This is a genomic window from Pedobacter metabolipauper, assembly GCF_004362715.1.
GTDB classification, from domain to species: Bacteria; Bacteroidota; Bacteroidia; order Sphingobacteriales; family Sphingobacteriaceae; genus Pedobacter; species Pedobacter metabolipauper.
The window spans coordinates 135,441-161,588 of record NZ_SNYC01000004.1; the positions used below are offsets into that span (position 1 = coordinate 135,441).

The 26,148-nt window shown below is 40.2% G+C and carries 22 protein-coding genes; 9 read left to right on the plus strand and 13 right to left on the minus strand.

Annotation, left to right across the window (positions count from 1 at the left end; translation table 11 throughout):
• Nucleotides 1–21 precede the first annotated feature (21 nt).
• Nucleotides 22–2,322: a TonB-dependent receptor gene (locus ATK78_RS07180; protein ID WP_133575419.1), complete on the minus strand. Its 2,301-nt coding sequence runs from the start codon at nucleotides 2,320–2,322 to the stop codon at nucleotides 22–24.
• A 103-nt stretch (nucleotides 2,323–2,425) separates the two neighbouring features.
• Entirely contained in the window at nucleotides 2,426–2,761 is a 336-nt protein-coding gene (locus tag ATK78_RS07185; RefSeq protein WP_133575420.1) for a hypothetical protein, read from the minus strand.
• Between the two features lie 72 nt (nucleotides 2,762–2,833).
• On the opposite strand from ATK78_RS07185, the gene hutU reads away from it, so the two are divergent.
• From hutU to ATK78_RS07205, 4 genes are all read left to right on the plus strand, one after another.
• Entirely contained in the window at nucleotides 2,834–4,504 is a 1,671-nt protein-coding gene (gene hutU / locus ATK78_RS07190) for a urocanate hydratase (RefSeq protein WP_208112324.1), read from the plus strand.
• Between the two features lie 68 nt (nucleotides 4,505–4,572).
• Nucleotides 4,573–5,226, plus strand: a complete 654-nt coding sequence (locus ATK78_RS07195; RefSeq protein WP_133575421.1) for a TetR family transcriptional regulator C-terminal domain-containing protein — start codon at nucleotides 4,573–4,575, stop codon at nucleotides 5,224–5,226.
• Nucleotides 5,227–5,232: 6 nt separating this feature from the next.
• The gene (locus ATK78_RS07200) at nucleotides 5,233–6,534 is read left to right on the plus strand and encodes an ABC1 kinase family protein (protein ID WP_133575422.1); all 1,302 of its coding nucleotides are present in this window, start codon (nucleotides 5,233–5,235) and stop codon (nucleotides 6,532–6,534) included.
• 237 nt (nucleotides 6,535–6,771) lie between these two features.
• Nucleotides 6,772–7,164 (plus strand): response regulator transcription factor, encoded by a 393-nt coding sequence (locus tag ATK78_RS07205; protein ID WP_243732469.1) that lies wholly within the window; start codon nucleotides 6,772–6,774, stop codon nucleotides 7,162–7,164.
• A gap of 3 nt (nucleotides 7,165–7,167) precedes the next feature.
• Here the strand turns inward: ATK78_RS07205 and ku are convergent, their stop codons facing one another.
• Nucleotides 7,168–7,935: a non-homologous end joining protein Ku gene (gene ku, locus ATK78_RS07210; protein WP_133575424.1), complete on the minus strand. Its 768-nt coding sequence runs from the start codon at nucleotides 7,933–7,935 to the stop codon at nucleotides 7,168–7,170.
• Nucleotides 7,936–7,994: 59 nt separating this feature from the next.
• Here ku and ATK78_RS07215 point away from each other — a divergent pair, with 59 nt between their 5' ends.
• Both ATK78_RS07215 and ATK78_RS07220 read left to right on the plus strand, forming a co-directional pair.
• Complete coding sequence (locus ATK78_RS07215; protein WP_133575425.1) at nucleotides 7,995–8,462, plus strand: nuclear transport factor 2 family protein; 468 nt, start codon at nucleotides 7,995–7,997, stop codon at nucleotides 8,460–8,462.
• Nucleotides 8,463–8,493: 31 nt separating this feature from the next.
• Nucleotides 8,494–9,261: a dienelactone hydrolase family protein gene (locus ATK78_RS07220; protein ID WP_133575426.1), complete on the plus strand. Its 768-nt coding sequence runs from the start codon at nucleotides 8,494–8,496 to the stop codon at nucleotides 9,259–9,261.
• Here the strand turns inward: ATK78_RS07220 and hisS are convergent.
• The 3 genes from hisS to pdhA all read right to left on the minus strand — a co-directional run bounded on the left by hisS (nucleotide 9,258) and on the right by pdhA (nucleotide 13,423).
• Complete coding sequence (hisS, locus tag ATK78_RS07225) at nucleotides 9,258–10,658, minus strand: histidine--tRNA ligase (RefSeq protein ID WP_133575427.1); 1,401 nt, start codon at nucleotides 10,656–10,658, stop codon at nucleotides 9,258–9,260. The genes ATK78_RS07220 and hisS overlap by 4 nt on opposite strands.
• 87 nt (nucleotides 10,659–10,745) lie before the next feature.
• Nucleotides 10,746–12,395, minus strand: coding sequence for a pyruvate dehydrogenase complex dihydrolipoamide acetyltransferase (locus ATK78_RS07230; protein ID WP_133575428.1), 1,650 nt, complete (start codon nucleotides 12,393–12,395; stop codon nucleotides 10,746–10,748).
• Nucleotides 12,396–12,427: 32 nt separating this feature from the next.
• On the minus strand, nucleotides 12,428–13,423 hold the full coding sequence (gene pdhA, locus ATK78_RS07235) for a pyruvate dehydrogenase (acetyl-transferring) E1 component subunit alpha (RefSeq protein ID WP_133575429.1): 996 nt from the start codon (nucleotides 13,421–13,423) through the stop codon (nucleotides 12,428–12,430).
• Nucleotides 13,424–13,700: 277 nt separating this feature from the next.
• Between pdhA and ATK78_RS07240 the strand changes: the two genes are divergently transcribed.
• Both ATK78_RS07240 and ATK78_RS07245 read left to right on the plus strand, forming a co-directional pair.
• Nucleotides 13,701–14,255: a C40 family peptidase gene (locus ATK78_RS07240; RefSeq protein WP_133575430.1), complete on the plus strand. Its 555-nt coding sequence runs from the start codon at nucleotides 13,701–13,703 to the stop codon at nucleotides 14,253–14,255.
• A gap of 6 nt (nucleotides 14,256–14,261) precedes the next feature.
• The gene (locus ATK78_RS07245; RefSeq protein WP_243732470.1) at nucleotides 14,262–15,365 is read left to right on the plus strand and encodes a CapA family protein; all 1,104 of its coding nucleotides are present in this window, start codon (nucleotides 14,262–14,264) and stop codon (nucleotides 15,363–15,365) included.
• Nucleotides 15,366–15,668: 303 nt separating this feature from the next.
• Here ATK78_RS07245 and ATK78_RS07255 read toward each other — a convergent pair whose 3' ends face one another.
• From ATK78_RS07255 to ATK78_RS07270, 4 genes are all read right to left on the minus strand, one after another.
• Nucleotides 15,669–17,783 carry a carboxy terminal-processing peptidase gene (locus ATK78_RS07255; protein WP_243732471.1) on the minus strand — a complete coding sequence of 705 codons (2,115 nt, stop codon included), beginning with the start codon at nucleotides 17,781–17,783 and terminating at the stop codon, nucleotides 15,669–15,671.
• 187 nt (nucleotides 17,784–17,970) lie between these two features.
• A complete protein-coding gene (locus ATK78_RS07260) occupies nucleotides 17,971–18,651 on the minus strand; it encodes a tetratricopeptide repeat protein (RefSeq protein ID WP_133575433.1) in 681 nt (226 codons plus the stop codon).
• Nucleotides 18,652–18,671: 20 nt separating this feature from the next.
• Nucleotides 18,672–19,514, minus strand: coding sequence for an isoaspartyl peptidase/L-asparaginase (locus tag ATK78_RS07265; RefSeq protein ID WP_133575434.1), 843 nt, complete (start codon nucleotides 19,512–19,514; stop codon nucleotides 18,672–18,674).
• A gap of 1 nt (nucleotide 19,515) precedes the next feature.
• The gene (locus ATK78_RS07270; protein ID WP_133575435.1) at nucleotides 19,516–20,391 is read right to left on the minus strand and encodes a cyanophycinase; all 876 of its coding nucleotides are present in this window, start codon (nucleotides 20,389–20,391) and stop codon (nucleotides 19,516–19,518) included.
• A gap of 298 nt (nucleotides 20,392–20,689) precedes the next feature.
• Between ATK78_RS07270 and cphA the strand changes: the two genes are divergently transcribed.
• Nucleotides 20,690–23,305 (plus strand): cyanophycin synthetase, encoded by a 2,616-nt coding sequence (gene cphA / locus ATK78_RS07275; RefSeq protein ID WP_133575436.1) that lies wholly within the window; start codon nucleotides 20,690–20,692, stop codon nucleotides 23,303–23,305.
• A gap of 75 nt (nucleotides 23,306–23,380) precedes the next feature.
• Here cphA and ATK78_RS07280 read toward each other — a convergent pair whose 3' ends face one another.
• From ATK78_RS07280 to fumC, 3 genes are read right to left on the minus strand one after another with little or no spacing between them, the layout of a single operon-like run.
• Complete coding sequence (locus tag ATK78_RS07280) at nucleotides 23,381–24,181, minus strand: S1/P1 nuclease (RefSeq protein ID WP_243732472.1); 801 nt, start codon at nucleotides 24,179–24,181, stop codon at nucleotides 23,381–23,383.
• Between the two features lie 21 nt (nucleotides 24,182–24,202).
• Nucleotides 24,203–24,715 carry a fumarate hydratase gene (locus tag ATK78_RS07285; RefSeq protein WP_243732473.1) on the minus strand — a complete coding sequence of 171 codons (513 nt, stop codon included), beginning with the start codon at nucleotides 24,713–24,715 and terminating at the stop codon, nucleotides 24,203–24,205.
• A gap of 2 nt (nucleotides 24,716–24,717) precedes the next feature.
• A complete protein-coding gene (fumC, locus tag ATK78_RS07290; protein ID WP_133575437.1) occupies nucleotides 24,718–26,115 on the minus strand; it encodes a class II fumarate hydratase in 1,398 nt (465 codons plus the stop codon).
• Nucleotides 26,116–26,148 lie beyond the last annotated feature (33 nt).

Below are 26,148 nucleotides of genomic sequence, written 5' to 3' on the forward strand. Positions count from 1 at the left end.
TTAATCAGCTGTTAATATACCTTACATAAAAGGCACATTGATTCCAAAAGTAACGTTCCTTCCCGGATTATAAATACCTGCTGGCTTATACCGGCTCAGGTGGTTGTAATATTCCTTATTCAATAGGTTCTGTCCGGTAACCCAAACATTGAACTTACCATTTTTAGTCTGTATACTCGTCCCGAATCCTGCATCCAGCAACGTATAACCGTTGGTTTGGGTTTCAAATGAATCAAAACGCGCTTGTTTTAAAACATTGCTTACGCCAACTTTAATATAGGTATCTGAAAGGCCTTTTACAACAGGTTCAAAACGTAGCTCATTGCTAATGGTTGCAGCAGGAATAAATGGTAAAGGCTGATCATCAGCACGGTTAATCCCTTTAACATAAGCAAATGAATTCTCGAAATGTAAAGATTTGATCAAATGAAAATCTACAGAAGCCTCTCCGCCATATAGTTGTGCGTCTGTCTGTACAAAACGATATACCGGTAAGGTTTCTACACTACCGTTTTCATTTTCTGTATCAATGGTCTCGTTATTGAAATTTCCCGGATAAATGTAATTATAAATATGGTTGGCATAGGCATTTAGTCCAAAAGTAACCTGCTGAGCAGTGTATTCCAGCCCAAGATCAAACTGTAAACTGGTCTCCTGTTTCAGATTGCTGTTACCTATTTCATATCGGAACGTTCCTTCATGACGGCCATTAGCGCCGAGTTCTGCAATATTTGGTGCCCTGAAACCAGAACCAGCATTACCTTTTAACACGAGGTTCTTAGCAATCTCAAAGGCAAATCCCAATGATCCGGAAACATTAGAGAACTTATTATTAAAGCCATTAAAAACCTCTTCCCCATCAAAGTTCAGATCCTTACCTTCTATCTTCTTATAATCATAGCGTGCACCTATGTTGATGGCACCTTTTTCAAAATTACGTTTTAGGTAAGCAAAGGCACCGATATTATTACTGCTATAATCGGGGATCAGAAATTCATCTCCTTCATTGACATTCTTCTGGTACATTCCCTGAACACCAATGGCAGGTTCCCATTTCCCTGCATTAGGGAAATAATATTTCAGATCATAGGTGTACGAACTTAGATCCAGATTTAACCCTGCTTCGTCCATACTTTCTTCGAACTCTTTGCGCAGGTTTTTCTGATAGGCAAAAGTAGTTTTCAGCTGTCCTTCACCAAGAATAAAGTTACTGTTTAGTGCTGCCCTGTAATGGTTGATATTTTGAAAAGGAAGTCCTAATTTCCGGTCCTTTGCCTGTGATCTGGAAATTACATCGCCATCCTCATTCAGGTAATTCCCTGCGTCATCCGGCCCTTCTTCAACAAGTCCAATATTGGTATTGAAACGTGAAAAGCTCAGGTGCGAATAACCCCAGCTTTTGTTTAGGCCAACCATCCCATTCAGGTTAAATTCATTAAACCCTGAATTTGGAACAATTGCATCTTTATAGCCAAAGCCAAACGCATTCTTATAAGATGCGCGTCCGCGGTAAACAAAACCGTTATCATTACCCTGCAGCATCAATGAAGAAGCTGTTAATCCGCTATTTGTGCTATAGGTTGAAGTAAAGCTACCGTTAAAATCTCCCGGGGCAGGAACAATATCATCAATAATATTAATAACACCACCAAGTGCATCTGAACCATAAAGTAAACTTGCCGGACCCTTTAGTATCTCTATGCGGGCGGCAGAAAACTGATCAACCTGGATACCGTGCTCATCTCCCCATTGCTGTGCTTCTTCTCTTGCACCATCAACCATGGTAAGGACCCGGTTATAACCTAAGCCACGTATTACAGGTTTAGAGATCGCCCCGCCTGTACTAACTTGTGAAATACCCGGTACCTTTGAAACCGCATCGATTAAGTTTGTTCCTCCGGATTGGGCTATCTTATCCTTTCCAATAGAAACTACAGAAAGACTGTTTGTCTTATTATTAGAACTAAACGGAGAACCAGTGATCACCACTTCAGCACTTTCAATGATGGAGGTTTCCAATGCAACGCTGATCGAAACCGGGTTAGCAAGATCAATATATTGGGAATGTGTTTTATAGCCTATATAACGTACTTCCAGTAAAAACCGCCCCTTAGAAGGAACATTTTTAAGTATAAACTCTCCTTGTGCATTGGTATTCGTTATTGCTTTTAGATCTGTAATATAAATGGTTGCTCCTGCCAATGGGGCCTGGGTTTCAGCGTCAATAACCTTTCCCTTAAATTCCGCAAGTCCGGCAGCAAAACTACGTACAGAAAAAAATGTATATAATAATATGATTAGTAAAAGATGGATCTTTTTCATTAGATTTTATTTGTGTGAATAATCATGAACCACGAATGAACGGGTTCATAATAGAATTATAAATTTGGGTTAAGGAGCCATGCTCCCTTAGAAAGAAAATAGATTAAACTACAGGAGGACCCCTGAGCGCTAAACTGATTAATTCAGAATAGGTGCCGCTAACTGCAGCTGTGCCAATTGTATTATGGCTTAATTGTTCGAATAACTGGTAATGATAGGAAGAATACGTATAGTTTTTCTCAAAATGCATGGCACAGACCAGGCATTTTTCTGCATGATTACCAATATGAGATTTATGTGTACACGTATAACCCTCTTTAGCACACTTAGGTTCATCATTATGATGATGAAATGCGCTAAAAGGCGTGAGCGCAATGGCAAATACCAACAGCAATGAGATTGCCAGAAATTTATGGATATGTGCTTGTTTACGTCTCAACTTGATGCAAAACTAGTCAATTATATATTATTCTATACATTTGTTTAATAACATTACCAATATATAACAGTCATGATGGATTTAAACTTAGATCTCAGCAAAAAACAAACGCCAACAGGCAATGTTTTGAGCTGCAAAGGCTGGGTGCAGGAAGCAGCCTTACGCATGCTCTTAAATAACCTCGATCCCGATGTGGCGGAGCGGCCAGAAGAACTCATTGTTTATGGTGGCCGTGGAAAAGCGGCACGAAACAAGGAAGCACTGGTATTGATCATTAAGGCACTTCAAAGTTTGGAGGAAAATGAAACACTGCTCATCCAATCCGGAAAACCTGTAGGCATATTGCCTACCCATAAAGATGCACCACGGGTATTGATCTCTAATTCACAACTGGTTCCAAAATGGGCCACACAGCAGCATTTTGATGAATTGGAAGATAAAGGCCTCATCATGTACGGACAGATGACTGCTGGCTCATGGATCTATATCGGATCTCAGGGTATTGTTCAGGGCACGTACGAAACTTATGCCGCATTGGCTAAAAAACATTTTAATGGAAATCTGCAGTATACTTTAAATGTTACCGCCGGACTCGGTGGCATGGGCGGGGCACAGCCTTTGGCCATAACCATGAATAAAGGAGTTTGCCTTGCAGCCGAAGTTGAAGAGTGGCGCATCTGCAAAAGACTGGAAACACGCTACATTGATGAAATTGAATTTAATATTGATATTGCGATAGACCGTGCCCTGCAATATAAGCAAGAAGGAAAAGCAAGATCTATTGGGGTGGTTTGTAATGCGGTAGACCTCCTGCAGCGCCTAACAGACCGGAATATCATTCCGGATACCTTAACAGACCAAACCTCGGCGCATGATCCCCTGATCGGATATTTTCCAGAAGGATTAAGCGTTGCGGATGCCAATGATCTTAGAAATAAAGATCCCGAAAAATATATCGCATTGGCTTATGCTACTATGGCAAAGCATGTGCAGTACATGCTTGAACTGCAAAGACGCGGTGCCATTACGTTTGACTATGGGAATAACCTGCGCGGCCGTGCACTCGAGGCCGGTGTTAAAAATGCGTTTGACTTTCCAGGTTTTGTACCCGCTTACATACGCCCCCTTTTTTGCGAAGGAAAAGGACCCTTTAGGTGGGCTGCACTAAGTGGCGATCCACAGGATATTTATGAAACAGACCGGTTGATCATCGAACTGTTTCCTGAGAACGAAAGCCTGAAACAGTGGATCATGATGGCGCAGGAACGCATTGCTTTCCAGGGCCTCCCTGCAAGGATCTGCTGGCTTGGTCAGGGTGAAAGGGAAAAGGCCGGAGTAGCATTTAATAAACTTGTTGCAGAAGGGAAAGTAAAAGCACCCCTTGTTATCGGCCGCGATCATTTAGATACCGGCTCTGTTGCATCGCCAAACCGTGAAACAGAAGCGATGCTTGATGGCTCTGATGCAATTGCAGACTGGCCTGTTTTAAATGCCCTTATCAACACTGCAGGCGGGGCAAGCTGGGTATCCCTGCACCATGGCGGCGGTGTAGGCATCGGTTATTCCATACATGCCGGCATGGTGATCGTTGCAGATGGAACAGCTGACGCCGAGGCGCGGATAAAACGTGTATTGCACAATGATCCGGCAATGGGCGTGATCAGACATGCAGATGCCGGTTATGATATTGCAAAAGACACGCTTAGAAAACATCGCCTTGGATTATTACAAAAAGATGATTAAATAATGTCTTAACTTTAAGTACTCTGTAAAACAAGCAGATTACTTACACGTTATATAAATAAAAAGAAATGGCAACTGCTCAGCAAATTAAAAATGGCTACATCGATTATGTATTAACACACGATGAAAAACCTAAATCCGTTTATAGCTTTGTTAAAAAATTAAAGATCTCGGAATCCGAATTCTATGAGTTCTATGCATCATTTGAGAGCATAGAAAAAACCATTTGGGTAGAGATGACGGTTGAAACCATTGATACGCTTCAACAGCAGGAAGTGTGGGCAGAGTATTCATCACGGGATAAGATCCTTGCTTTTTTCTACAGCTACGTTGAAGTACTCAAAAAACAGAGAAGTTTCATCATATACAGCTTAAAGTCTGCAAAGAATAGCTTGAATACACCTGATGTCCTTTCAGGCGTTAAACCCATATTCGAACATTTTGCAGATGATGTGATCAATGACGGACTGGAAAGCGGAGAGCTGGCACAAAGAAAGTTCTTGAGCAAACGGTATAAGGATGCAGTATGGCTGCAATTTGCATTTATAGTCAAATTTTGGGTTCATGATGATAGTACCGGATTTGAGAAAACAGATGAAGCCATAGAGAAAGGGATCAATGTAACGTTCGATCTCTTTCAGCATTCGCCAATCGATAATTTGCTTGACTACGGTAAGTTTCTATCCAGAAATGGGAAATTTAGAGAAAAGATGGGGCTTTAGAACTGCATGAAAGAGCAAAATAGTATCCCGGTTACCAAATCACAGCGATCTGCTAAATTTGTTAAAACAGGTTTCCAGATTGGTGGAAATTACATCAAGCACTACTCCAAGAAACTGTTTAATCCACAAATGAACAGGGATGAGCTGAATGAAGACAATGCTACCGATATTTATAAATCGTTAAGTGAGTTAAAGGGCAGTGCGCTAAAAATTGCGCAAATGCTGAGCATGGATAAAAATATCCTCCCTAAATCTTATGTAGACAAATTTACCCAGTCACAGTATAACGCTCCGCCATTATCAGGTCCGCTAATTGTACGGACATTTACCAAAAACTTTGGAAAGACACCGGACCAGATCTATGATAAATTTAATCTGCATTCCAGCAATGCTGCATCTATAGGCCAGGTCCATACCGCTGAATTAAACGGAAAAAAGTTAGCTGTTAAAATTCAATATCCAGGTGTTGGAGATAGTATTTCCTCAGATCTTAAGCTCGTTAAGCCTTTTGCATTCCGGCTATTGGGAATGAGCGAAAAGGAATTGAACATATACATTAAAGAAGTTGAAGAACGTTTACTGGAAGAAACCGATTATGAGCTTGAAGTTAGGCGTTCTATTGAATTTTCTGAAGCCTGTAAAGATCTTGATCATGTGGTATTTCCTACTTATTATCCCGAACTGTCCGGAAAAAGAATTATTTCTATGGACTGGATCGATGGAAAGCATCTGAAAGAATTCTTAAAAACAAACCCTTCACAGGAACTGCGCAATAAGATCGGACAAGCACTGTGGGACTTTTATAATTTTCAACAGCATGAATTAAGGGCAGTCCATGCCGATCCGCACCCTGGAAATTTTCTGATTACACCAGATGAAAAATTAGGTGTAATTGATTTTGGGTGTATTAAAGAAATGCCTGATGATTTTTACTACCCTTTTTTCTCCCTGATCTCCACAGATGTGATCCATGATCAGGAAAAAACCATTGAAGCGTTTCGTAAACTGGAGATGATCCTTCCAAATGACACCAATGACCAGATTGAGTTTTACCATAAAGCATACCGGGAAATGATCTCCTTATTTGCAATGCCGTATACCCATAAAACATTTAACTTCGACAATCCTTACTTCTTTAACCAACTTTACCTGTATGGTGAAAAGATCTCTAAAATGCCCGAATTTAAACAAGCAAGGGGTGTTAAGCACTTTATTTATGTAAACCGCACCAACTTTGGTCTATACAGCATCTTACAGGAATTAAAGGCTGTGGTAAATACAGACACGTATAAGCCCCATGTAAAATAAGAGAGGTACAGCCGCCACAACTGTACCTCTACCTAACCTAAAACTAAAAACTATATATAAGACTGCAAAAAGTGCAAAAGGTTTCAAATTGAATAACATTAATTTAACATAGGCCGGCAGGTATCCAAAATTTGTAAAATAAATGACACACAATTTGATTTATTGTTTATAAATTTTAAATAAACTATGAACAAACCAAACAACTTAATATATTTGCATTCTAATTATAACTCGATTTTGGCAAAAAGCGATACAGTTTATAAGAACATTCTTGTTATTGAAGACAATCACGCTATTTTAGATGTGATCACTTTGATCCTGCAAAGTGAGGCATATAAAGTTACCGGTCTCAATAAAAGTGTAGATATGATGCCGCATATAGACCAGTTTAAACCAGATCTTATCATTTTAGACATTATGCTTCCTGACGGTGACGGCCGGGAATTATTATCAGAACTGAGGTCTAATGAAACTACAGAGCTTATTCCGGTATTGATGATCTCTGCACGTTATACTGCACAAAACGTAGAACACGGTGATTTCAAACCAAATGGATTTTTAGCCAAGCCGTTCGATATTGATGATCTTTTAGATCGCATAGAAGGTATTCTGGCAGGAAAAACCTACTAATCGTTAAGCCCCTTTCTTACCCAGGCTTTTCATCAGCTGACCATAGAGATCATCACTTAATTCTTCTCTTGGCTTTAGTTTCTTTACAGTTGCACGCTTACCCTTAGCTTTAGCCTTAATGATGCGAAGCAGTTCTTTACTGTATTCATCATGGAAGCCTGTAATATCGAAATCAGAAGTATATTGTTTAATAAGTGCTAAACCTACATCCAGTTCTTTCTTACTGATGGCCGCTAAAGAAGGAACTTCAATCTCTTCATGAGAACGGATCTCTTCCGGAAACCGGATCTTTGTAACCACGATAATCTCATCCATAGGATGGATTACACATAAATTCTCCGTACTTCTAAGCACAAAGCGTGCTACGCCTGCTTTATTTGATTTGATCAGTGCCTTGAGCAATAAGGCATATGCTTTTTGACCTTGTTTCTCTGGTTCTGCATAATAAGAGGACTCGTAATAAATAGGATTGATCTCATCGATATCCACAAAATTTTCCAGTTCGATCATTTTGCTCTTTTCAGGACTGGCATCTTCATAATCATCATCGTCTAGTATCACATATTTATCGCGGAGCAGAAATCCTTTGACAATCCGCTCATAAGGAACAACTTTCCCGGTATTCTCATTGATCCGCTGAAACTTGATCTTTGAATGGTCCTTTCCATCCAGCATATCCAGATCCAGGTTACTGTTCTGCACTGCAGAGAAAAGACGTATTGGTATATTTACCAGTCCAAATCCGATAGACCCCTTCCAAACTGCCTTCATAATTATTGATTTATATTGTTTTAACACCGGAAATGTTGCTTTGTTTGCTATATTGGTATATGAATACGAACGAAAAACTTATCCAGCATTTCTATACCTGCTTTAAACATAAAGACATTTCAGGCATGCAGGAATGCTATGCTGAGGAGGCTGATTTTAGCGACGCTGTATTTAAAGATCTGGACACAAAACAGGTTCGGTCCATGTGGGCCATGCTCATTAAAAGCGGAAAGGATCTGGAAATTAAATTCAGTAATATCTATGCAGACGAGCATACTGCAACTGCAGATTGGCAAGCGGCATACACCTTCTCTGTTACCGGACGAAAAGTGCTGAATAAAATTAAAGCATCCTTTATTCTTAAGGATGGAAAAATAATCAGTCATAAAGATAACTTTAATTTTTATATCTGGGCAAAACAAGCATTGGGATTACCCGGACTACTATTGGGCTGGACACCATTTATAAAGAATAAGATCAGGAAGAAAGCCGCAAAAAACCTGCTGTCGTATATGAAGGCACAATAATTGACAGTCATTCGCATTAACTTATACATTCATGAAAAAACTTCTTATTTGCATACTTACGGTTTTAACTGTTAACGGCTATGCCCAGCTTAAGCCTGTTTCTTATAAAGATGGCAACCAAAAATTAAATGGATTTTCTATGAGTCCCTCAAAATCGGGGATGAAAAAAGCGGGAATACTTATATTACCGGCGTGGAAAGGAATTGACAATCATTCTAAAAAGGTAGCAGAAGAGCTATCAAAGCTGGGTTATTATGCTTTTGTTGCAGATATATATGGCGAAGGCAATTACCCTGTAGATGCTAAAAGTGCTGGCGAAAAGTCTGGCTATTATAAAAAGAACTTCCAGGAATACCAGCAGCGGATCAAAGTGGCCATGGAAGAATTAATAAAAGCAGGTGCCGATGCATCCAGAATCGTCGTAATTGGCTATTGCTTTGGAGGTACCGGTGCACTAGAAGCAGCAAGGGCAAACTTCCCGGTTAGAGGGGTGGTTTCTTTTCATGGCGGACTCGGAAAAGAAGCATCGCGTACAGCAAATGCAATTACTCAAAAAGTATTGGTACTTCATGGTGCAGATGATCCTTCGGTACCACCCGCACAAGTTCAGGCTTTTCAACAAGAGATGAGAGATGCAAAAGCAGATTGGCAAATGATCTATTATGCAAATGCTGTACATGCTTTTACGGAACCGGAGGCAGGTAATGACAATGCTAAAGGAGCCGCATATAATGAACTTGCTGCCAAAAGATCATGGGAACATATGAAATTATTTTTAACTGAGATCTTAGCCAATTAGCTGGCCAAGGTCTCAGCCTTTAACAATCCGATGATCTCATCAGCAGTAAGCTTCTGCTGATCTCCGGACTGCATATTTTTTAAGGTCAGGTTATTGCTCTGCATTTCGTCACTACCAATCAGGATCACGTATGGAATAGCTTTGGCATCTGCATAACTCATTTGTTTTTTAAGCTTTGATGATGAAGGATAAAGTTCTGCCGGTATATCAGCCTCTCTAAGCCTCTGTAACAGAGGTAAAGCATAAAGCTCGGCTTCTGCATCAAAATTACTGATCAGCACCTTTGTACCTGCTGCTACAGTCTCAGGAAACAGACCTAATTCCTGCAATACATCATATATGCGATCTGCTCCAAAGGAAATACCTGCACCTGTTAGTCCTTTTAATCCAAACATTCCGGTAAGATCATCATAACGACCGCCACCGCCTATACTGCCCATGGCAGCTTCATTCGTTTTTACCTCAAAAATACACCCGGTATAATAATTTAAACCACGTGCCAGCGTAATATCCAGTTCCAGATCAGGCTGTTTAATTGTACTGCTGCTTAATAAGGTTTGAACATAGACAAATACCTTTTCAATTTCCTCAATTCCCTTTAAACCCGTAGCGGAAGCCGAAAGCACCTGCTTTAAACTTTCGAGCTTTTGCTGATTCGATCCTTCCAGCAAAATAACAGGTTTCAACTGATCAATATCTGCCGCAGTAAAGCCACGTTCCAGCAATTCTTTAGCTACACCGTCCAGCCCAATCTTATCCAGCTTGTCAATCGCAACGGTCATATCTACAATAAGTTCAGGCTTTCCGATGATCTCTGCAATTCCGGATAAGATCTTGCGGTTATTGATCTTAATGGTAAAATCTGTCATTCCCAAATTACTCAGTGCTTCCTGATAGATCAGTATAAACTCTGCTTCATTCAGTAAACTTTCAGAGCCAACCACATCCACATCACACTGATAAAATTCACGGTAACGGCCTTTCTGCGGACGGTCTGCCCGCCATACCGGCTGTACCTGAAAACGTTTAAACGGAAGGGCAATGTCATTTTGGTGCATTACCACGTAACGTGCAAATGGAACAGTAAGGTCGTAACGCAATGCTTTTTCACTAATGGATGAGATCAGTCCATTGGAGTTCATGGCCGAGAGGTGACCCGGGTTTGCCTTAGAAAGATAATCTCCTGAGTTCAGGATCTTAAAGATCAGTTTATCGCCTTCATCCCCATATTTACCGGTTAAAGTAGACAGATTTTCCATGGAAGGGGTTTGTATTTCTGCATAACCATATTTCTTAAATACCTTTTTAATGGTATCAAAAATATAATTACGTTTAACCATTTCCTGTGGAGAAAAATCCCGGGTTCCTTTTGCTAAAGAAGGCTTAATATTCGACATGGGTGCAAAAGTACAAAAACTAACAGGCATAAAAAAGGTTGTCTGCATTACACAGACAACCTTTACTAAATTTTATTCGGACAACCGTTAGATCAATAACCTTACAGGTTCTTCTAATAGTGCTTTTAAGGTTTGCAAAAATGCAGAACCAGTAGCACCATCTACCACACGGTGATCACAGCTCAACGTAACTTTCATCACATTTCCCGGAACAACAGCACCATTTTTAACAACAGGCACTTGTGATATACCACCAACAGCAAGGATACATGCATCCGGCGGGTTAATGATCGCTGTAAATTCATCGATTCCAAACATGCCTAAATTAGAGATGGTAAATGTAGAACCTTCCCAATCTGCAGGTTGCAATTTCTTGGCCTTGGCACGTTGTGCAAAGTCTTTAACCTCTGCAGAAATGCGGGATAGTGATTTACCATCTGCAAAACGAACAACAGGCACCAATAAGCCATCCTCTACAGCTACAGCAACACCAATATTAACATGTTCATTGTAACGGATCTTATCTCCCAACCATGATGAGTTCACATTTGGATGTTGTTTTAATGCAATTGCAACCGCTTTCAATACCAAATCATTGAATGATATTTTAACCGGGGCAAATTCATTCATTTTAGTACGGGCAGCTATAGCGCCATCCATATCAATGCTCATGGTTAAGTAGAAATGCGGAGCAGTGAATAAGCTTTCAGATAATCGTTTTGCAATTACCTTACGCATTTGAGTAACAGGCTTCTCTGTGAATTTCTCTTCGCCAACATAAACCGGAAGCGGAGCAGCAGCTTTCTCTGCAGGTGCAGCAGATGCTGATGCAGGAGCCGCTTTTTCAGCTGGTTTAAAATTCTCTATATCTTTCTTAATGATCCTTCCGCCATCAGCACTACCTGAAACCTGTTTAAGGTCAATTCCTTTTTCTTTAGCAATTCTTTTGGCTAATGGAGACGCTTTAACACGGCTTCCATCAGCAGATACTTCTTCTTTTTCAGAAGAGCTTTCAGTGCTTGGTGCAGCAGTTTTTTCGGCAACAGGAGCATCAGATTTCTGATCAGCTGCCGGTTTAGCAGGTGCATCGCCCTGGCTAAGAATTCCGCTAATGTCTGTTCCTTCTGGTCCAACAATGGCAATGATCCCGTTTACTTTCGCAGCCTGACCTTTTTCAACACCAATGTGTAATAAAGTTCCTTCAGCATATCCCATTACTTCCATAGTTGCCTTATCGGTTTCTACATCAGCAAGAATATCATCATCCTTTACTTTATCGCCAACTTTCTTATGCCATTCAGCAATTACGCCTTCAGTCATGGTATCGCTTAATAAAGGCATACGAACTACGGTAACACCCATTTTCTCAATGTCAGCATCCGTTAATCCTGCAGCAGCCGGTGCCGGAGCAGCCTCATCTGCAGGTTTATCTGCTGTTTTGTCTTCTTTAGCAGGAGTACTGCCAGTTTCAGCATCAAGAGCCGCTTTATAATCTTCGCCTTCTTTACCAATAACAGCAATAACAGCATCAACAGGAACAGCTTTACCCTCTTCTACACCAATGTATAAAACAGTACCATCCCAATATGATTCTAAATCCATGGTTGCCTTGTCGGTTTCCACTTCGGCCATAACATCACCGCTTTTAACTTTATCGCCAACTTTTTTATGCCACTTAGCCATTACCCCTTCGGTCATGGTATCGCTCATTTTGGGCATTCTAACTATTTCAGCCATTCTATAATATATCTATTGAAACGGGTTCTAAATTAATCTTGTATGTATGGATAGTCTTGTTGCACATAAACATCAGTATATAGTTCTGATGCTTCAGGCCATGGAGACTCTTCAGCAAATTTTACAGACTCATCAACAATCTGTTTTACTTTATTCTCGATCTCCTCGATCCATGCCTCATCTGCATATTTTTCTTTAAGAATTACTTCTCTAACCGCTTCAATAGGATCTTTAGCTTTATATTCTTCTAATTCGTCTTTTGTACGGTATTTAGCTGGGTCAGACATGGAATGTCCGCGGTAACGGTACGTTCTCATTTCAAGGAATGTTGGTCCTTCACCATTTCTTGCACGTTGAGCAGCTTCATCCATTGCATTGTGAACAGCAACAGGATCCATACCGTCAACCGGTGCGCAAGGCATGTCAAAACCTAAACCTATTTTATAAATATCAGTCATGTTTGTAGTACGCTCCACAGAAGTTCCCATCGCATATCCATTGTTTTCACAAACAAATATGACAGGTAATTTCCACAACATAGCCATGTTAAATGCCTCGTTCAAAGCACCCTGACGAACTGCTCCGTCACCCATGTAACAAACATTCAGATTTTTTGTGCCTTTAAATTTTTCAGCAAATGCAATTCCTGCACCTAATGGAATCTGACCTCCAACAATACCATGTCCGCCGTAAAAATTATGCTCTTTACTAAACATGTGCATTGATCCGCCTTTACCTTTAGAACAACCAGTAGCCTTACCGTACATTTCAGCCATAATGCTATTCGCACTAACGCCTTTTGCAAGGGCATGAGCATGGTCACGATACGCAGTGATCATGGAATCCTCAGGTTGTAATGCAGAGATTGCTCCCGCTACAACAGCCTCCTGGCCGATATATAAATGACAAAATCCACGGATCTTTTGCTGTCCGTAAAGTTGACCAGTTTTTTCTTCGAACTTGCGCATCAGCAACATCGACTCAAACCACTTCAGATAGGTATCTTTATTAATTTCTACTGCACTCATTGTTGGGTGTTGATTTTTATTTACGAGAGCAAATCTACTTTTTTATTGCAACAATTCGAAGAGAAATGATGTAAAATGCACACTAAGGTTACAACACAAATTAAATGCATAAGGTTATCAACAAATCTTTAAGCGCAAAATGTTAATAACTTCCAACAATATGCAGATGACATTTGGATAACACTTCTAAATTTTATATGTTTGCCATTCAAACAATAAGCCCCTGGTGGTGTACGTTTAAGTGTAAGTGCCTATAACCCAAACTTAACAGTATAACATGATAAAAAAGTTTTTGTTGTCTACTATAATTGTATTGTGCAGCATCTCTGCGTTAAACGCACAAACAAAAACAAAAGAAACTAATAAATTAGAAGACCCGGACAACTTAGCCTCACAATATTTTTCGCAGGTAATGGGCGTTGCTGTTGATGCAACATCTAATATTAAGCTTTATAAATTCATTTATGAATGGATTGGAACACCTTACCGTTTTGGTGGAAATACAAAAAAAGGCATCGATTGTTCGGCTTTTACCAAGGCCATTTACGATAAAGTTTTCAACACTACCATACTCAGAAATTCACGCGATATCTTCAGCATGGTAAATCCATTGCCTAAAGATGAACTTAAAGAAGGCGACCTGGTATTCTTTAAAATAAAGAGCAGAAGCATTACCCACATTGGAATTTATTTAGGTGATAATCGTTTTGCACATGCTTCTTCAACCCGCGGCGTCGTAATCAGTAATTTAAACGAACCTTATTATTCCAGATACTTCTATAAAGGCGGTAGAATAATTGATGCGGTTAAAAACGATCTTATTGAAGAATAACCCCGATTGAAATTTTTAAATACAGGTCTCTTTACTATTGCCGGCTTCTTAGTTCTGCTAAGCTGCAGGATGGGCAATACCAATACCATACCTCAAAGCAACATCCTGATTGATACACCTGCGCTCCTAAACGACACCATATCGATCATAGGCGTTGGCGATATCATGCTGGGTTCATCTTACCCATCCGCTTCAAATCTTCCCGCAGATGATGCCATTCACAGCTTTAAAGAAGTAGACACTTTTTTAAAAGGAGATATTGTATTTGCCAATCTCGAAGGCTGCTTTTTAAATAATGGCAGATCCACCAAATGCAAAGATCCAAATAGCACCAGCTGCTATGCATTTAAAGTCCCTGAGCGTTATGCCGGCATCATTAAAAATGCAGGGTTCAACGTATTAAGCCTGGCAAATAACCACGTTGGTGATTTCGGATTAAACGGTCGCCAGCGAACTACCACGATTCTGGATTCTCTGGCGATAAACTACGCCGGTTTACAGACCCATCCTTTTTCAATATTTACAAAGGATAGCATTACCTATGCATTCTGTGCATTTGCACCCAATGAAAACACAATGTCGATTAATAAGATTGACAGCGCAAAACTATTGGTTGCTGAATTAAAGAAGCAGGCAGATATTGTTATTGTCTCTTTTCATGGTGGTGGAGAAGGTGCTAAATTTGAGCATGTACCAAGAAAAAATGAAATCTTTTATCAGGAGAACAGGGGTAACGTATATGCTTTTGCACATGGGGTTATCGATGCCGGCGCAGATGTGGTATTGGGGCACGGTCCGCATGTTACCCGTGCAGTTGAAGTATATAAAAACAAATTTATTGCTTATAGTCTGGGTAACTTCTGTACGTACGGCATGTTTAGCCTGAAAGGATCCAATGGCTTTGCGCCGCTGCTGCAGCTTAAAATAAACAGGCAGGGAAATTTTCTTTTTGCAGACATAGTTTCTGTTAAACAGGATAAAATAAACCGCCTAACGCTAGATACCACCTTCAGTGCATTTAAAAAGATAAAGTCTTTAACCAATGCAGATTTTCCGGAAAATCAACTTCAATTTTCCGGAAATGGCCGCATCGCATTAGAAAGCAATTAAGCTTCGTCTTTAGTATTCTTTACCAGCCCAATTCCCGACACAAAGAATATAATTCCTATAATACCAATTACAAGGAGTTCACGAGTTTGTATCGAATGCTGAACAAAACCATATCCAGCATAAATAAGTCCTATAATCCCTAAAATGGTAAGGATAGTTCCGAAAGTACGTTTTACATTCATAAATCAAATTATTAGTTAGATGACCATGGCTATTACAATATCTATGCCCGATATTTAAATTCTACGCCACAAAAAAAGGGATTACATAAACTGCAATCCCTTTCTCTGATTTATAACCTTTTTATTTTTGGATCTGCATAAAATCAGCCATTATTTTCAGGCTTTCATCTTCTACAAAATCAAAGCTTTCTTCTTTTGTAATCTTATCTCCTTTTTTAAGCGCAGCTAAACCTCTTGAAGCCCTAAGCTGGTTGGTCTTTGCCAATGCTTTTGCTTCCAGGCTATCCCGCTCTGCTTTCAGTTTCGCTTCATTTAAGGTTACCGAAACTTCTCCTTCACGCTTTTTAGCATCAGCAAGATCCTGTTCCAGAATTTTATAATCTAAAGATTTGGCCATTCTATCCCGGTGTAGTTTAATCAATTCAGGCTTAATTGTACTTAGGTTGGCAACAGGAATGAACTTAGACTTCCCTACCTCATCCCATGGCAATGCAGATTTCTCCGTATCCTCTCCAATCTTATCCATAGGATATAAAGACGGAAATGCAATGTCTGGCATTACACCTTTGTGCTGTGTACTACTGCCTGTTACGCGATAGAACTTTGCCATCGTTAAGTTAATGATCCCTAACTGTGGCTGTGCTTGCGCAGAAGAGCCAGCACCTCCGGTTTTACCAACAAGCATCGCTAATTTTTGTAAGATAGATGGGTTAACAACATCATCCATTCTGATAGATGATTGTACTGTTCCTTTACCATAGGTTTGAGTTCCCATAATGATGCCGCGGCCATAATCTTGTATCGCACCTGCAAAGATTTCTGAAGCCGATGCACTTAAACGGTCGATCATAACCCCAAATGGTCCATCCCACGCAACGCCCGGATTTGTATCTTCACTAACATCAACTTCATTTTTAAGATCCTTAACCTGAACCACCGGACCTTTATCAATAAACAAACCAGTAAGGTCAATCGCTTCCGTTAAAGAACCTCCGCCATTAGCCCTTAGATCCATCACAATAGCATCCACATGATCTTTGTTCTTTAGTGTATCAATCAATAGCCTTACATCCCTCGTAGTACTCTTATAATTCTTATCACCATTTCTTGCAGCATTAACATCTGCATAAAATGCAGGTACAGTAATGATCCCTATTTTATACGGCTTGCCGTTTGACTGAATGGATTTAACTGTCTTTTTAGCAGACTGCTCTTCCATAACGATCTTTTCACGGGTCAATTCAATGATGACGGGTTTAGACGATACATCCTGACCAACAGGAATAATTTTCAGGCGTACTTTAGTACCCTTAGGTCCTTTAATTTTAGCAACAGAGTTTTCAATTCTCCAACCGGTAATATCTTCAAATTCAGCACTTCCCTGAGCAACACCAATAATACGGTCGCCAGTGGTTAACAATTTACTTTTAAAAGCAGGTCCGCCCGGAATGATCTCGCCAATTTTAAGGATCTCATTCTCCAGTTGCAGTCTTGCGCCAATCCCCTCAAAAGAACGTGCCATATCTTCCGTAAAAGCCTGGGCATTTGTTGGATTAAAATAATTGGTATGCGGATCTATGGTTTCAGTAAATGCATCCATAATCAGTTGAAAAACATCCTGATTATTGATTTTTGAAGCCTGAACCCTTAAGTTCTCATATCTTTTAGTAAGCCCCTCAACATTCTTCTCTGGAGCTGTACCTGAAATTTTAAGGTTAACCAACTCATATTTTACCCTTTTCTTCCAAATGGAATTTAAGTCTGAAACAGAAGTACTCCATGGCATATTTTCGCGATCGAACACATATGTATCATTCTGATTAAAATCATAAGATGATTTTATCTGGCTTAATCCATAGCTGATCCATTCATTATACCGTTTTAGGTACATATTAAAAATATAAAAAGGCGCACTAAGATCACCGTTTCTAAAATCGTCATCAAGCTCATATCTAAACTTTTCAAAATCTTTAATATCAGATTCTAAGAAGTAATATCTTGATGGATCCAGGTCCTTTATATATTTATCAAGAATAATGGAAGAAATCGAATCCGTGATCTTTATCTTCTTATAATTATAGTTTTCAATCAGCGCAACAATCTCCTTGCAAACTAAAGATTGTTTTTCATCCGGCACAATATTACTTACGCCATCAACTATGGGCTGGGTCTTTGGTGATGCATGACATGCAAGTACAGCGGCGGTAAAGGTTACCAGTAATATTCTTCTTAACATCTCTTTTACTAATTTAAAATCCATTTTATAATTATGCACTAATATGATACCAATTTCATAAATAAACAGAAAAGAGACAGTATTATTACTGTCTCTTTTCTGTAAACTTACCAAAAGTAATTAAATAACTACTAAATAACGAGTTAAAAAAACAGCTCCGTTTAATCGTCAATTAAGCCTTTTAAAATTATTTCTTACTTCCTGTTTTTGAAATGATCATGGACCTGGCTTCTTTGATCTGGCCCCTAAAGGCTGTGGTGCCGGCTGCTTTAGCCAGTAACTCTGCCCGGTTAATATCCCTGGATGCCATTACATATTCTTTTTTCTTAATTTTCACGTTGGCAATACCAAGTACCGATTCAATATAGGCGGAGTTATTTCCAATTTGCTTGGCCAGAATCCCTTGCTGGGTATAAAACCACAGGGATTGTGTAAACTTATTCGCTGCCAGGTAAATTTTACCCAGTTGTTTATAAGAATCCATCTGGCCGGCTTTACTGCCAATCTTCGAATAGGTTTTTAGGGCTACGTTCAGCACTACCTGTTCTGCTTCTGTATAATGCGAAAGGGCGTAGTGCGCATTACTGAGTTTTAAAAGCGCAGCAGCATATCTTGAAAATTGTTTGGCACTGTTGTATTCGAAAGCAGCCTTTCCGAATAAAGTGATGGCTTCATTATATTCACCTCTTCTTTCGTTCTTTTCCGCTTCAGCAAAATAAGTATTTCCTTCATTCTCTTCCAGGTTGGAAACCACAATATTGATTGCACCCGGACTTACCGATGGTTGTTGCGGTTGTGAACTAGGGGTCTGCGAAATTGCCTGATTAAAAAAACCAAGAAAAATAATAATTAACAAGCGCTTATCCATTGTATAAAGATACAATAAAATTATGCAAACAACTGTAAACTACCATCAAAAGAGGCCCAAACCATGTAGGGGTGAGAATCCTGGTGATAAACTTCTCCAGTTGCGGATATCCCGATTACGCCTGCAAAGCCGTCAATTGTTTTCAATTCATTAAAAGATCTTTCAGTTGCTTCCTTTAAAGTAAATCCATCCGTTACCCGGGTAACAATTTTTGCAGCAAGTGCTGTATTTACAATATCCTCGCCCACACCTGTGCAGGAGATCGCTGCAAAATTATTCGCAAAATTTCCCGCTACGGTCGCAGAATCACTAACCCGGCATGGAATTTCGAAGCCCTTGCCCCCTGTAGATGTTGCTGCAGCCAAATTCCCGTCCTGGTCTAACGCAACGCAACCAACGGTCCCCTTACGCTCCTGCTGATTTAGTTTAGCCTCATATTCTGCCTGTCTTTGTGTAGTGATCGGATCAAAGTATTCAAACCCATGATCAAGGGCAAAAGCAGCAGCTCCTGAACCGCTAAGTACACGGTCTGCACAAGCCAGAAGTTTCTCGGATACCTGCACTGGGTTTTTTACATTTTCAATATTGATAACACCACTGAAACGTTGTGTTTTACCATCCATAAGCGATGCACTCAACCGAACCTTTCCATCGCTTTGTATCTGAGAACCCAGCCCCGCATTAAACAATTCATTATCTTCCAGTAAGCTTACAGTATATACTACAGTTTCTAAAGCTGTATGCCCTTTAAGATAAGTATAGGCCTCGCTAACAATTGCAGCTAATGCATCTTGTTTGGCCTTCTTGGTCTCCTGGTTGGTACCCGATTCACTAAAAAATCCACCGTGGATGATTACTTTCATATTAATTTACAGGGAGCGACTTAGGATGATGAATGGTTAATTTATGGTCAGTAAGATCGTAGATATCCCCATCGCACATCACATGCACAACCATATTTTTGATAGATACCGGCTGGCCCATTTCGACATCTGTTAAATTGGTATCCGCCATGTGCCTGCCATCAACCAGTATAACCATACCGCTGCCAATTGCTTCCATCCTGTTGCCATTAGATATATATAAACCTGTGTCTTCGCCAAGGCCAATACCCAAAATACCAGGATTACTTGCCGCAGCATACAAAAGCCGGCCTATTCTTCCGCGCTGTACAAAGTGTGTATCAACGATAACGCCATCGATGAAGCCCAGCCCGCCGGTAATCTTTACTTCGCCTTTTAACAGCGCGTCTTTACTACTTCCCTGATAGATCATGTTCTTTGAGCTTGCCGCAGCACCCGCAGAAGTTCCTGCAATTACAATCTCTTCGTTCTGGTATTTATCCAGCAGGATCTGATGAATAGAGGTACCTCCAAAAATGGACGATAAACGAAGCTGATCACCACCGGTAAAAATAATAACGTCGGCAGCCTTGATGCGTGCACAATTCTCTGCTGAATTTGCTTGTTCCCGGTTATTGATTCCTAAAACCCCAACATTGTGTACATCCAGCTGTGAAAAAGCTTTGATATACTCTTCCCCTACTTTTTCAGGAATTAAAGATGCAGTAGTGATGATCTCAAAACGGGAGTCTTTATTGTGGACAGACTCTATTGTAATTTTCTTTAAAATACCCCTTTCAAAAAAGTTCATATTTTGGGGCAACCCGAACTGTGTCTCTGTGAAACTACCGGTATTTATTGCACCCCCTATAATAATTAATTTACCCTTCGGAGTCATTTTAAGTGATTATATTTCGAATAATTCCAAATATATATGCAATAGTGAAATATTTTAGATTTTTTTATCAATATTAGTACCTTATCAACAATTACCCAATTAAACTTACTGTTTTACCTGCCCAAATGATGTTAAAAAACATTTATAGGGAAGATGCGTTTATTTAAAGAAATATATCTAATTTGATCTTTCCATTTAAAGTAGATATAGATAAGCAGAAAACAGGTGCAATTACCTCTCTTTGATTGTGCTGGCTTATGAAGCCTAACCTTAAAACAAGAATAAAAAACAAACATCAATGAAAATATTAGGCATACAAGTGCTTCGCGGACCAAACATCTGGTCTATAAATAGAAAAAAATTGATCCAAATGCGTTTAGACCTGGAGGAACTTGAACAAAGCCCGACAAACGTGATCGATGGATTTAGAGAACGTATAGAAAAGCTGATCCCCAGCTTATACACACACCGCTGCTCTAAAGGAGCACCAGGAGGTTTTCTAAGCCGGGTAGATGAAGGTACCTGGATGGGACATGTGATTGAACACATCGCGCTGGAAATTCAAACCCTGGCGGGCATGGATACCGGTTTTGGAAGAACAAGGCAAACAAAAACAGAAGGTATTTATAATGTAGTATTCAGCTATACTGAAGAAAAGGCAGGTCTTTATGCTGCCGAAGCAGCGGTAAGGATTGCAGATGCATTGATCAATAATCTGGAATACGATCTGGAGGCTGATATCCAGAGGATGCGTGAGTTAAGGGAACTGGAAAGATTAGGCCCAAGTACAGGTTCCATTGTAGACGAAGCAATCTCAAGGGATATCCCATGGATCAGATTAAACAAAAGTTCACTGGTTCAATTGGGCTATGGAAAAAACCAGGTTCGCTTTAGGGCCACCATGACCGAAAGAACAAATAGCATCGCCGTAGATATTGCCTGTAATAAAGATGAAACAAAACGTTTGTTACAAGATGCTGCAATACCCGTTGCAAAAGGTGTAACCATCTCTGAAATTGAAGACCTGCCGGATGCAATTAGAAAAGTTGGCTATCCGCTCGTATTTAAACCATTGGACGGAAACCATGGTAAAGGGGCATCAATCAATGTAAAAACAGATGAAGCTGCTTACGCGGCCTTTGAATATGCTAAGAACTACTCCAGAAAGATTATCATTGAAAAATTTATAACCGGATACGATTTCAGGATCCTGGTTATTGATCATAAAATGGTGGCTGCAGCATTACGCGTTCCTGCCCATGTTACCGGCAATGGAAGCAGTACCATCCAGCAGCTTATCGATAAAGAAAATGAAGACCCAAGAAGAGGCTATGGGCATGAAAATGTATTAACGGAGATCATTGTTGACCGGGATACCCTGGATCTGCTGGAAAAGAAACAGTATACATTGGATACCATTGCTCCTAATGGAGAAACCGTTTATCTGAAATCTACCGCCAATTTAAGTACTGGCGGCACATCAATCGATGTAACAGACCTGGTTCATCCGCAAAATGTGTTTATCAGCGAACGGATTTCCAGGATAATCGGACTGGACATCTGCGGTATCGACATCATGGCAGAAAACCTGACCCAACCATTGCCAGAAAACGGCGGTGTGGTACTTGAGGTAAATGCAGCCCCTGGTTTTAGAATGCACCTGGCACCAAGCGAAGGTTTGCCGAGAAATGTTGCTGCTCCTGTGATAGACATGCTTTATCCACTGGGGAAATCCGCCAGGATCCCCATCATCGCAGTTACCGGTACGAATGGAAAAACAACAACTACGAGACTAATTGCGCATATTGTAAAGAGCAATGGAACACGGGTAGGTTTTACAACCTCAGATGGCATCTATGTGCAAAACACACTACTGATGAAGGGCGACACAACCGGCCCGGTTAGTACAGAGTTTATTTTAAGAGATCCTACCGTTGAATTTGCTGTATTGGAAACTGCCCGTGGAGGTATCTTGAGAGCCGGACTCGGCTTTAACAGATGTGATATAGGCGTAGTAACGAATATCCAGGAAGATCATTTAGGCATTTCTGACATTGATACGCTTGACGATCTTTCCAGGGTAAAGGCAGTAGTAATAGGCGCAGTTAAACGTTCAGGATGGGCCGTGTTGAATGCAGACAATAAGTATTGCATTAAGATTGCAGCCAATGCAGATTGTAATGTTGCTTTCTTTAGCATGGATGAGAAAAATCCGGTTATTGTAGAGCACAGCAAAAAAGGAGGAATCTCTGCTGTTTATGAAAACGGTTACATCACCATTAAAAAAGGCGATTGGAAGATCCGGGTTGAAAAAGTTACACACATCCCGCTAACCTTTGGCGGAAGTGTTGATTTTATGATCCAGAATGTACTGGCAGCAACCCTTTCTACTTTCTTATGGGGATATAAGATCGAAGACATCAAAATGTCACTGGAAACATTTATTCCATCAGCAGCCCAAACACCGGGCAGAATGAACACCTTTAAATTTAAAGAATTTAAAATCCTTGTTGATTTTGCACACAACCCCGATGGCTTTAACGGGATAAAAACATACCTCAAAACCATAGAAGCTACAGAGCATATTGGTGTAATATCAGGTACAGGCGACAGAAGAGATGGTGACATTATAGAAACAGCACGCATTGCCGCACAAATGTTTGATAAAATAATCATTTGTCAGGAAAAATATTTACGTGGCCGCGAACAGCAGGAGCTGATTGATCTGCTTATACAGGGTATTAATGAAGTTAAACCGGGCATGGAGGTCATTATCAATAATAATGGAGACGATTGCCTGAAATATTTAATAGCTACCGCAAAATCAGGATCATTTATCACAATATTAAGTGATACGATCGACAATGCAATTGGTAAGGTATCAGAATATCTGGATAAGGAATTCGGCGTTTAACACTTAAATAGTAATAACGCAAGGAGCGGCTCTGGATGAGCCGCTCTTTGCGTTATTACTAAAATTCATTCTCAATTATTTATAAATATCGTTAAGGACATTTGCTAAGCAAATCCCTCCTTTTAACAGCTGCTCGTTCAACAGATCTACAAAATCATAGTTGTACTTATAACTTAGCTTATCATCTGCCTTAGTTTCTGCATAGATGCGGTTACAAGCTACATAAGATCCGTATACAAAATCTCTTAATGAATTATTCTTCCATTGTTCCAATTGAGCTTTCGCCGGGAAATTGATCACATCAGCATATTCAGTATAACTCAGCTGCTGGTATCCAATCAGCGATTCATCCCAAACGCGGTGCAGATTAGACTTTTCGCCAAACCATGTTAATACAACCCTGTTTCCTCCAAGATCTTCCTTACGCGCCGTATGCATCGGTTGATTTAAGTCGCCCACCAAATGGATCAATAGCCGCATAGCTAATTTTTTCTGATCTGCAGTACTTTGCTTATCCTTCAAAACTTTAACCATTGCAGGCACTTTATTATAAACATTTGCGGCGGTATCTTTTTCAAGAAAATCAAAGACTCCTTTCTGATCCAAATCGGCAGGCAGGTTCACAAAATGCCAGTTGTACAAATAATTATAGGCCGGGTTCGACTTTATAAAATCTCCCCAGTTGCTGGCCATAGCCAGGCTTTCATTGCCCAATACGCTTTTGATACCTTTACGGGCCTTGATGCTCAGGTGCTCCTCTGCAATTTGTCCTACAATCCGGTGTCCGAGCATCCCCCAGGCACTTGAAGTTAGAGGCAGGTAAGCCATGATACAAATGGCAATGATTTTAATGGTATTAACCTGGATTCTTTTCATTTTATACTTCTAATTTGTCTTTTACAATTGCATGGGTTTACACACCACCTTCTCTTTCAATACAAGATCAATGGATCGCTGGTTATCTGTGCTTTCCAGAAACAAGGACGCAGAATCTCCCCGCTTAACTTTAAAGCTCTTGATGTATTGTCCAATCTGGTAACATCCGGAGATCTTTTGTTTGTAATTTTCTTTGGTATAAGTACCTTCCAAAAAAAGGCTGTCTGAACGTACTTCATAAACACCCTTCGCATGTTCTTTCCATACCCCTTTATTAAAGCAGGAGTCTGCATAATAGTTTACCTTGGAATGAGTGGTTAAGTCCACATAAAAAGAATCGCAGGTAAACTTAAATTTATGCTGGGTATAGCTCAACAAATTACCTGCATTCAAAACACGATCCTGGTTCCAGACACCCTGCAAAAATGCCGATCCCTCCCCTTGTACATTCGGCAATCTTCTGCATGCCGGTAACAAGGTAAATGAACTGAACAACAAGATTACCAGCAGAAACTGGTTAAGATATTTATCCATGCTTATTTTAAGCTTCCTACCATATCTTCAGGTTTTACCCACTCATCAAACTGTACTCCGGTCAATAAACCAAGCTCTATAGACGTTTCACGTAAGGTCTTATTTTCTTTATGTGCTTTCTTAGCAATCTTAGCCGCATTCTCATAACCAACATGTGGATTTAATGCCGTAACCAGCATCAATGAATTTTCAAGGTGCTTTTTGATCTCCGGTAAATTTGGAAGAATACCCGCTGCACAATTGTCATTGAATGAAACACAGGCATCGCCTAGTAATCTGCCCGACTGAAGTACGTTTGCCGCGATAACAGGCTTAAAAACATTCAATTCAAAATGTCCGTTACTAGCACCAATACCTACAGTAACATCATTACCCATCACCTGCGCACAAACCATGGTAAGCGCCTCGGGCTGGGTAGGATTAACCTTACCAGGCATAATTGACGATCCCGGCTCATTATCAGGAATGATAATTTCACCAATTCCGCAGCGCGGACCAGAGCTTAGCATCCGGATATCATTTGCTATTTTCATTAACGAAATGGCATTGCGTTTATAAGCAGCAGAAAGCTCAACCATTGCATCATGAGCAGCCAAAGCCTCAAATTTATTTGGTGCAGTAACAAAAGGCAGACCGGTTAACTCAGCAATTTTTTGAGCAACCAAAACATCATATCCTTTTGGTGTGTTTAAACCAGTTCCAACAGCTGTACCACCTAGAGCCAGTTCAGTGATCATTACCAATGCATTTTTCACGGCCCTGATCCCATTATCTATTTGCTGAACATAGCCAGAAAATTCCTGGCCAAGCGTCAACGGAGTAGCATCCATAAAATGCGTACGGCCGGTCTTAACAATCCCGCTAAACGCAGCAACTTTTGCACTTAAGGTATCGCGTAATTTCTCCAATCCCGGAATAGTGATCTCAACCGCTTGTTTGTATGCGGCAATATGCATTGCAGTTGGATAGGTATCATTAGAAGATTGAGATTTATTCACATCATCATTTGGATGCAGAACTTTCTTGTCATCACCCAGTTCACCACCATTTAATACATGTGCACGATAAGCAATGACCTCATTGGCATTCATATTACTTTGCGTACCAGATCCCGTTTGCCAGATCACAAGCGGAAACTGATCATCCAGTTTTCCGGCAATCACCTCATCGCAAGCATTTGCAATTAATGCGGCCTTCTCAGCAGTTAAAACACCAAGCTCAGTATTGGCTAAAGCTGCAGCCTTTTTAAGATATCCAAATGCATGTATGATCTCCTTTGGCATAGAAGCCTCCGGACCAATTTTAAAGTTATTTCTTGAACGTTCAGTTTGAGCACCCCAATATTTATCAGCAGGCACTTTCACTTCACCCATCGTATCGTGTTCTATTCTAAAATCCATCGTTTTTTTGTTTATAGCGCAAATTTAGGTTTT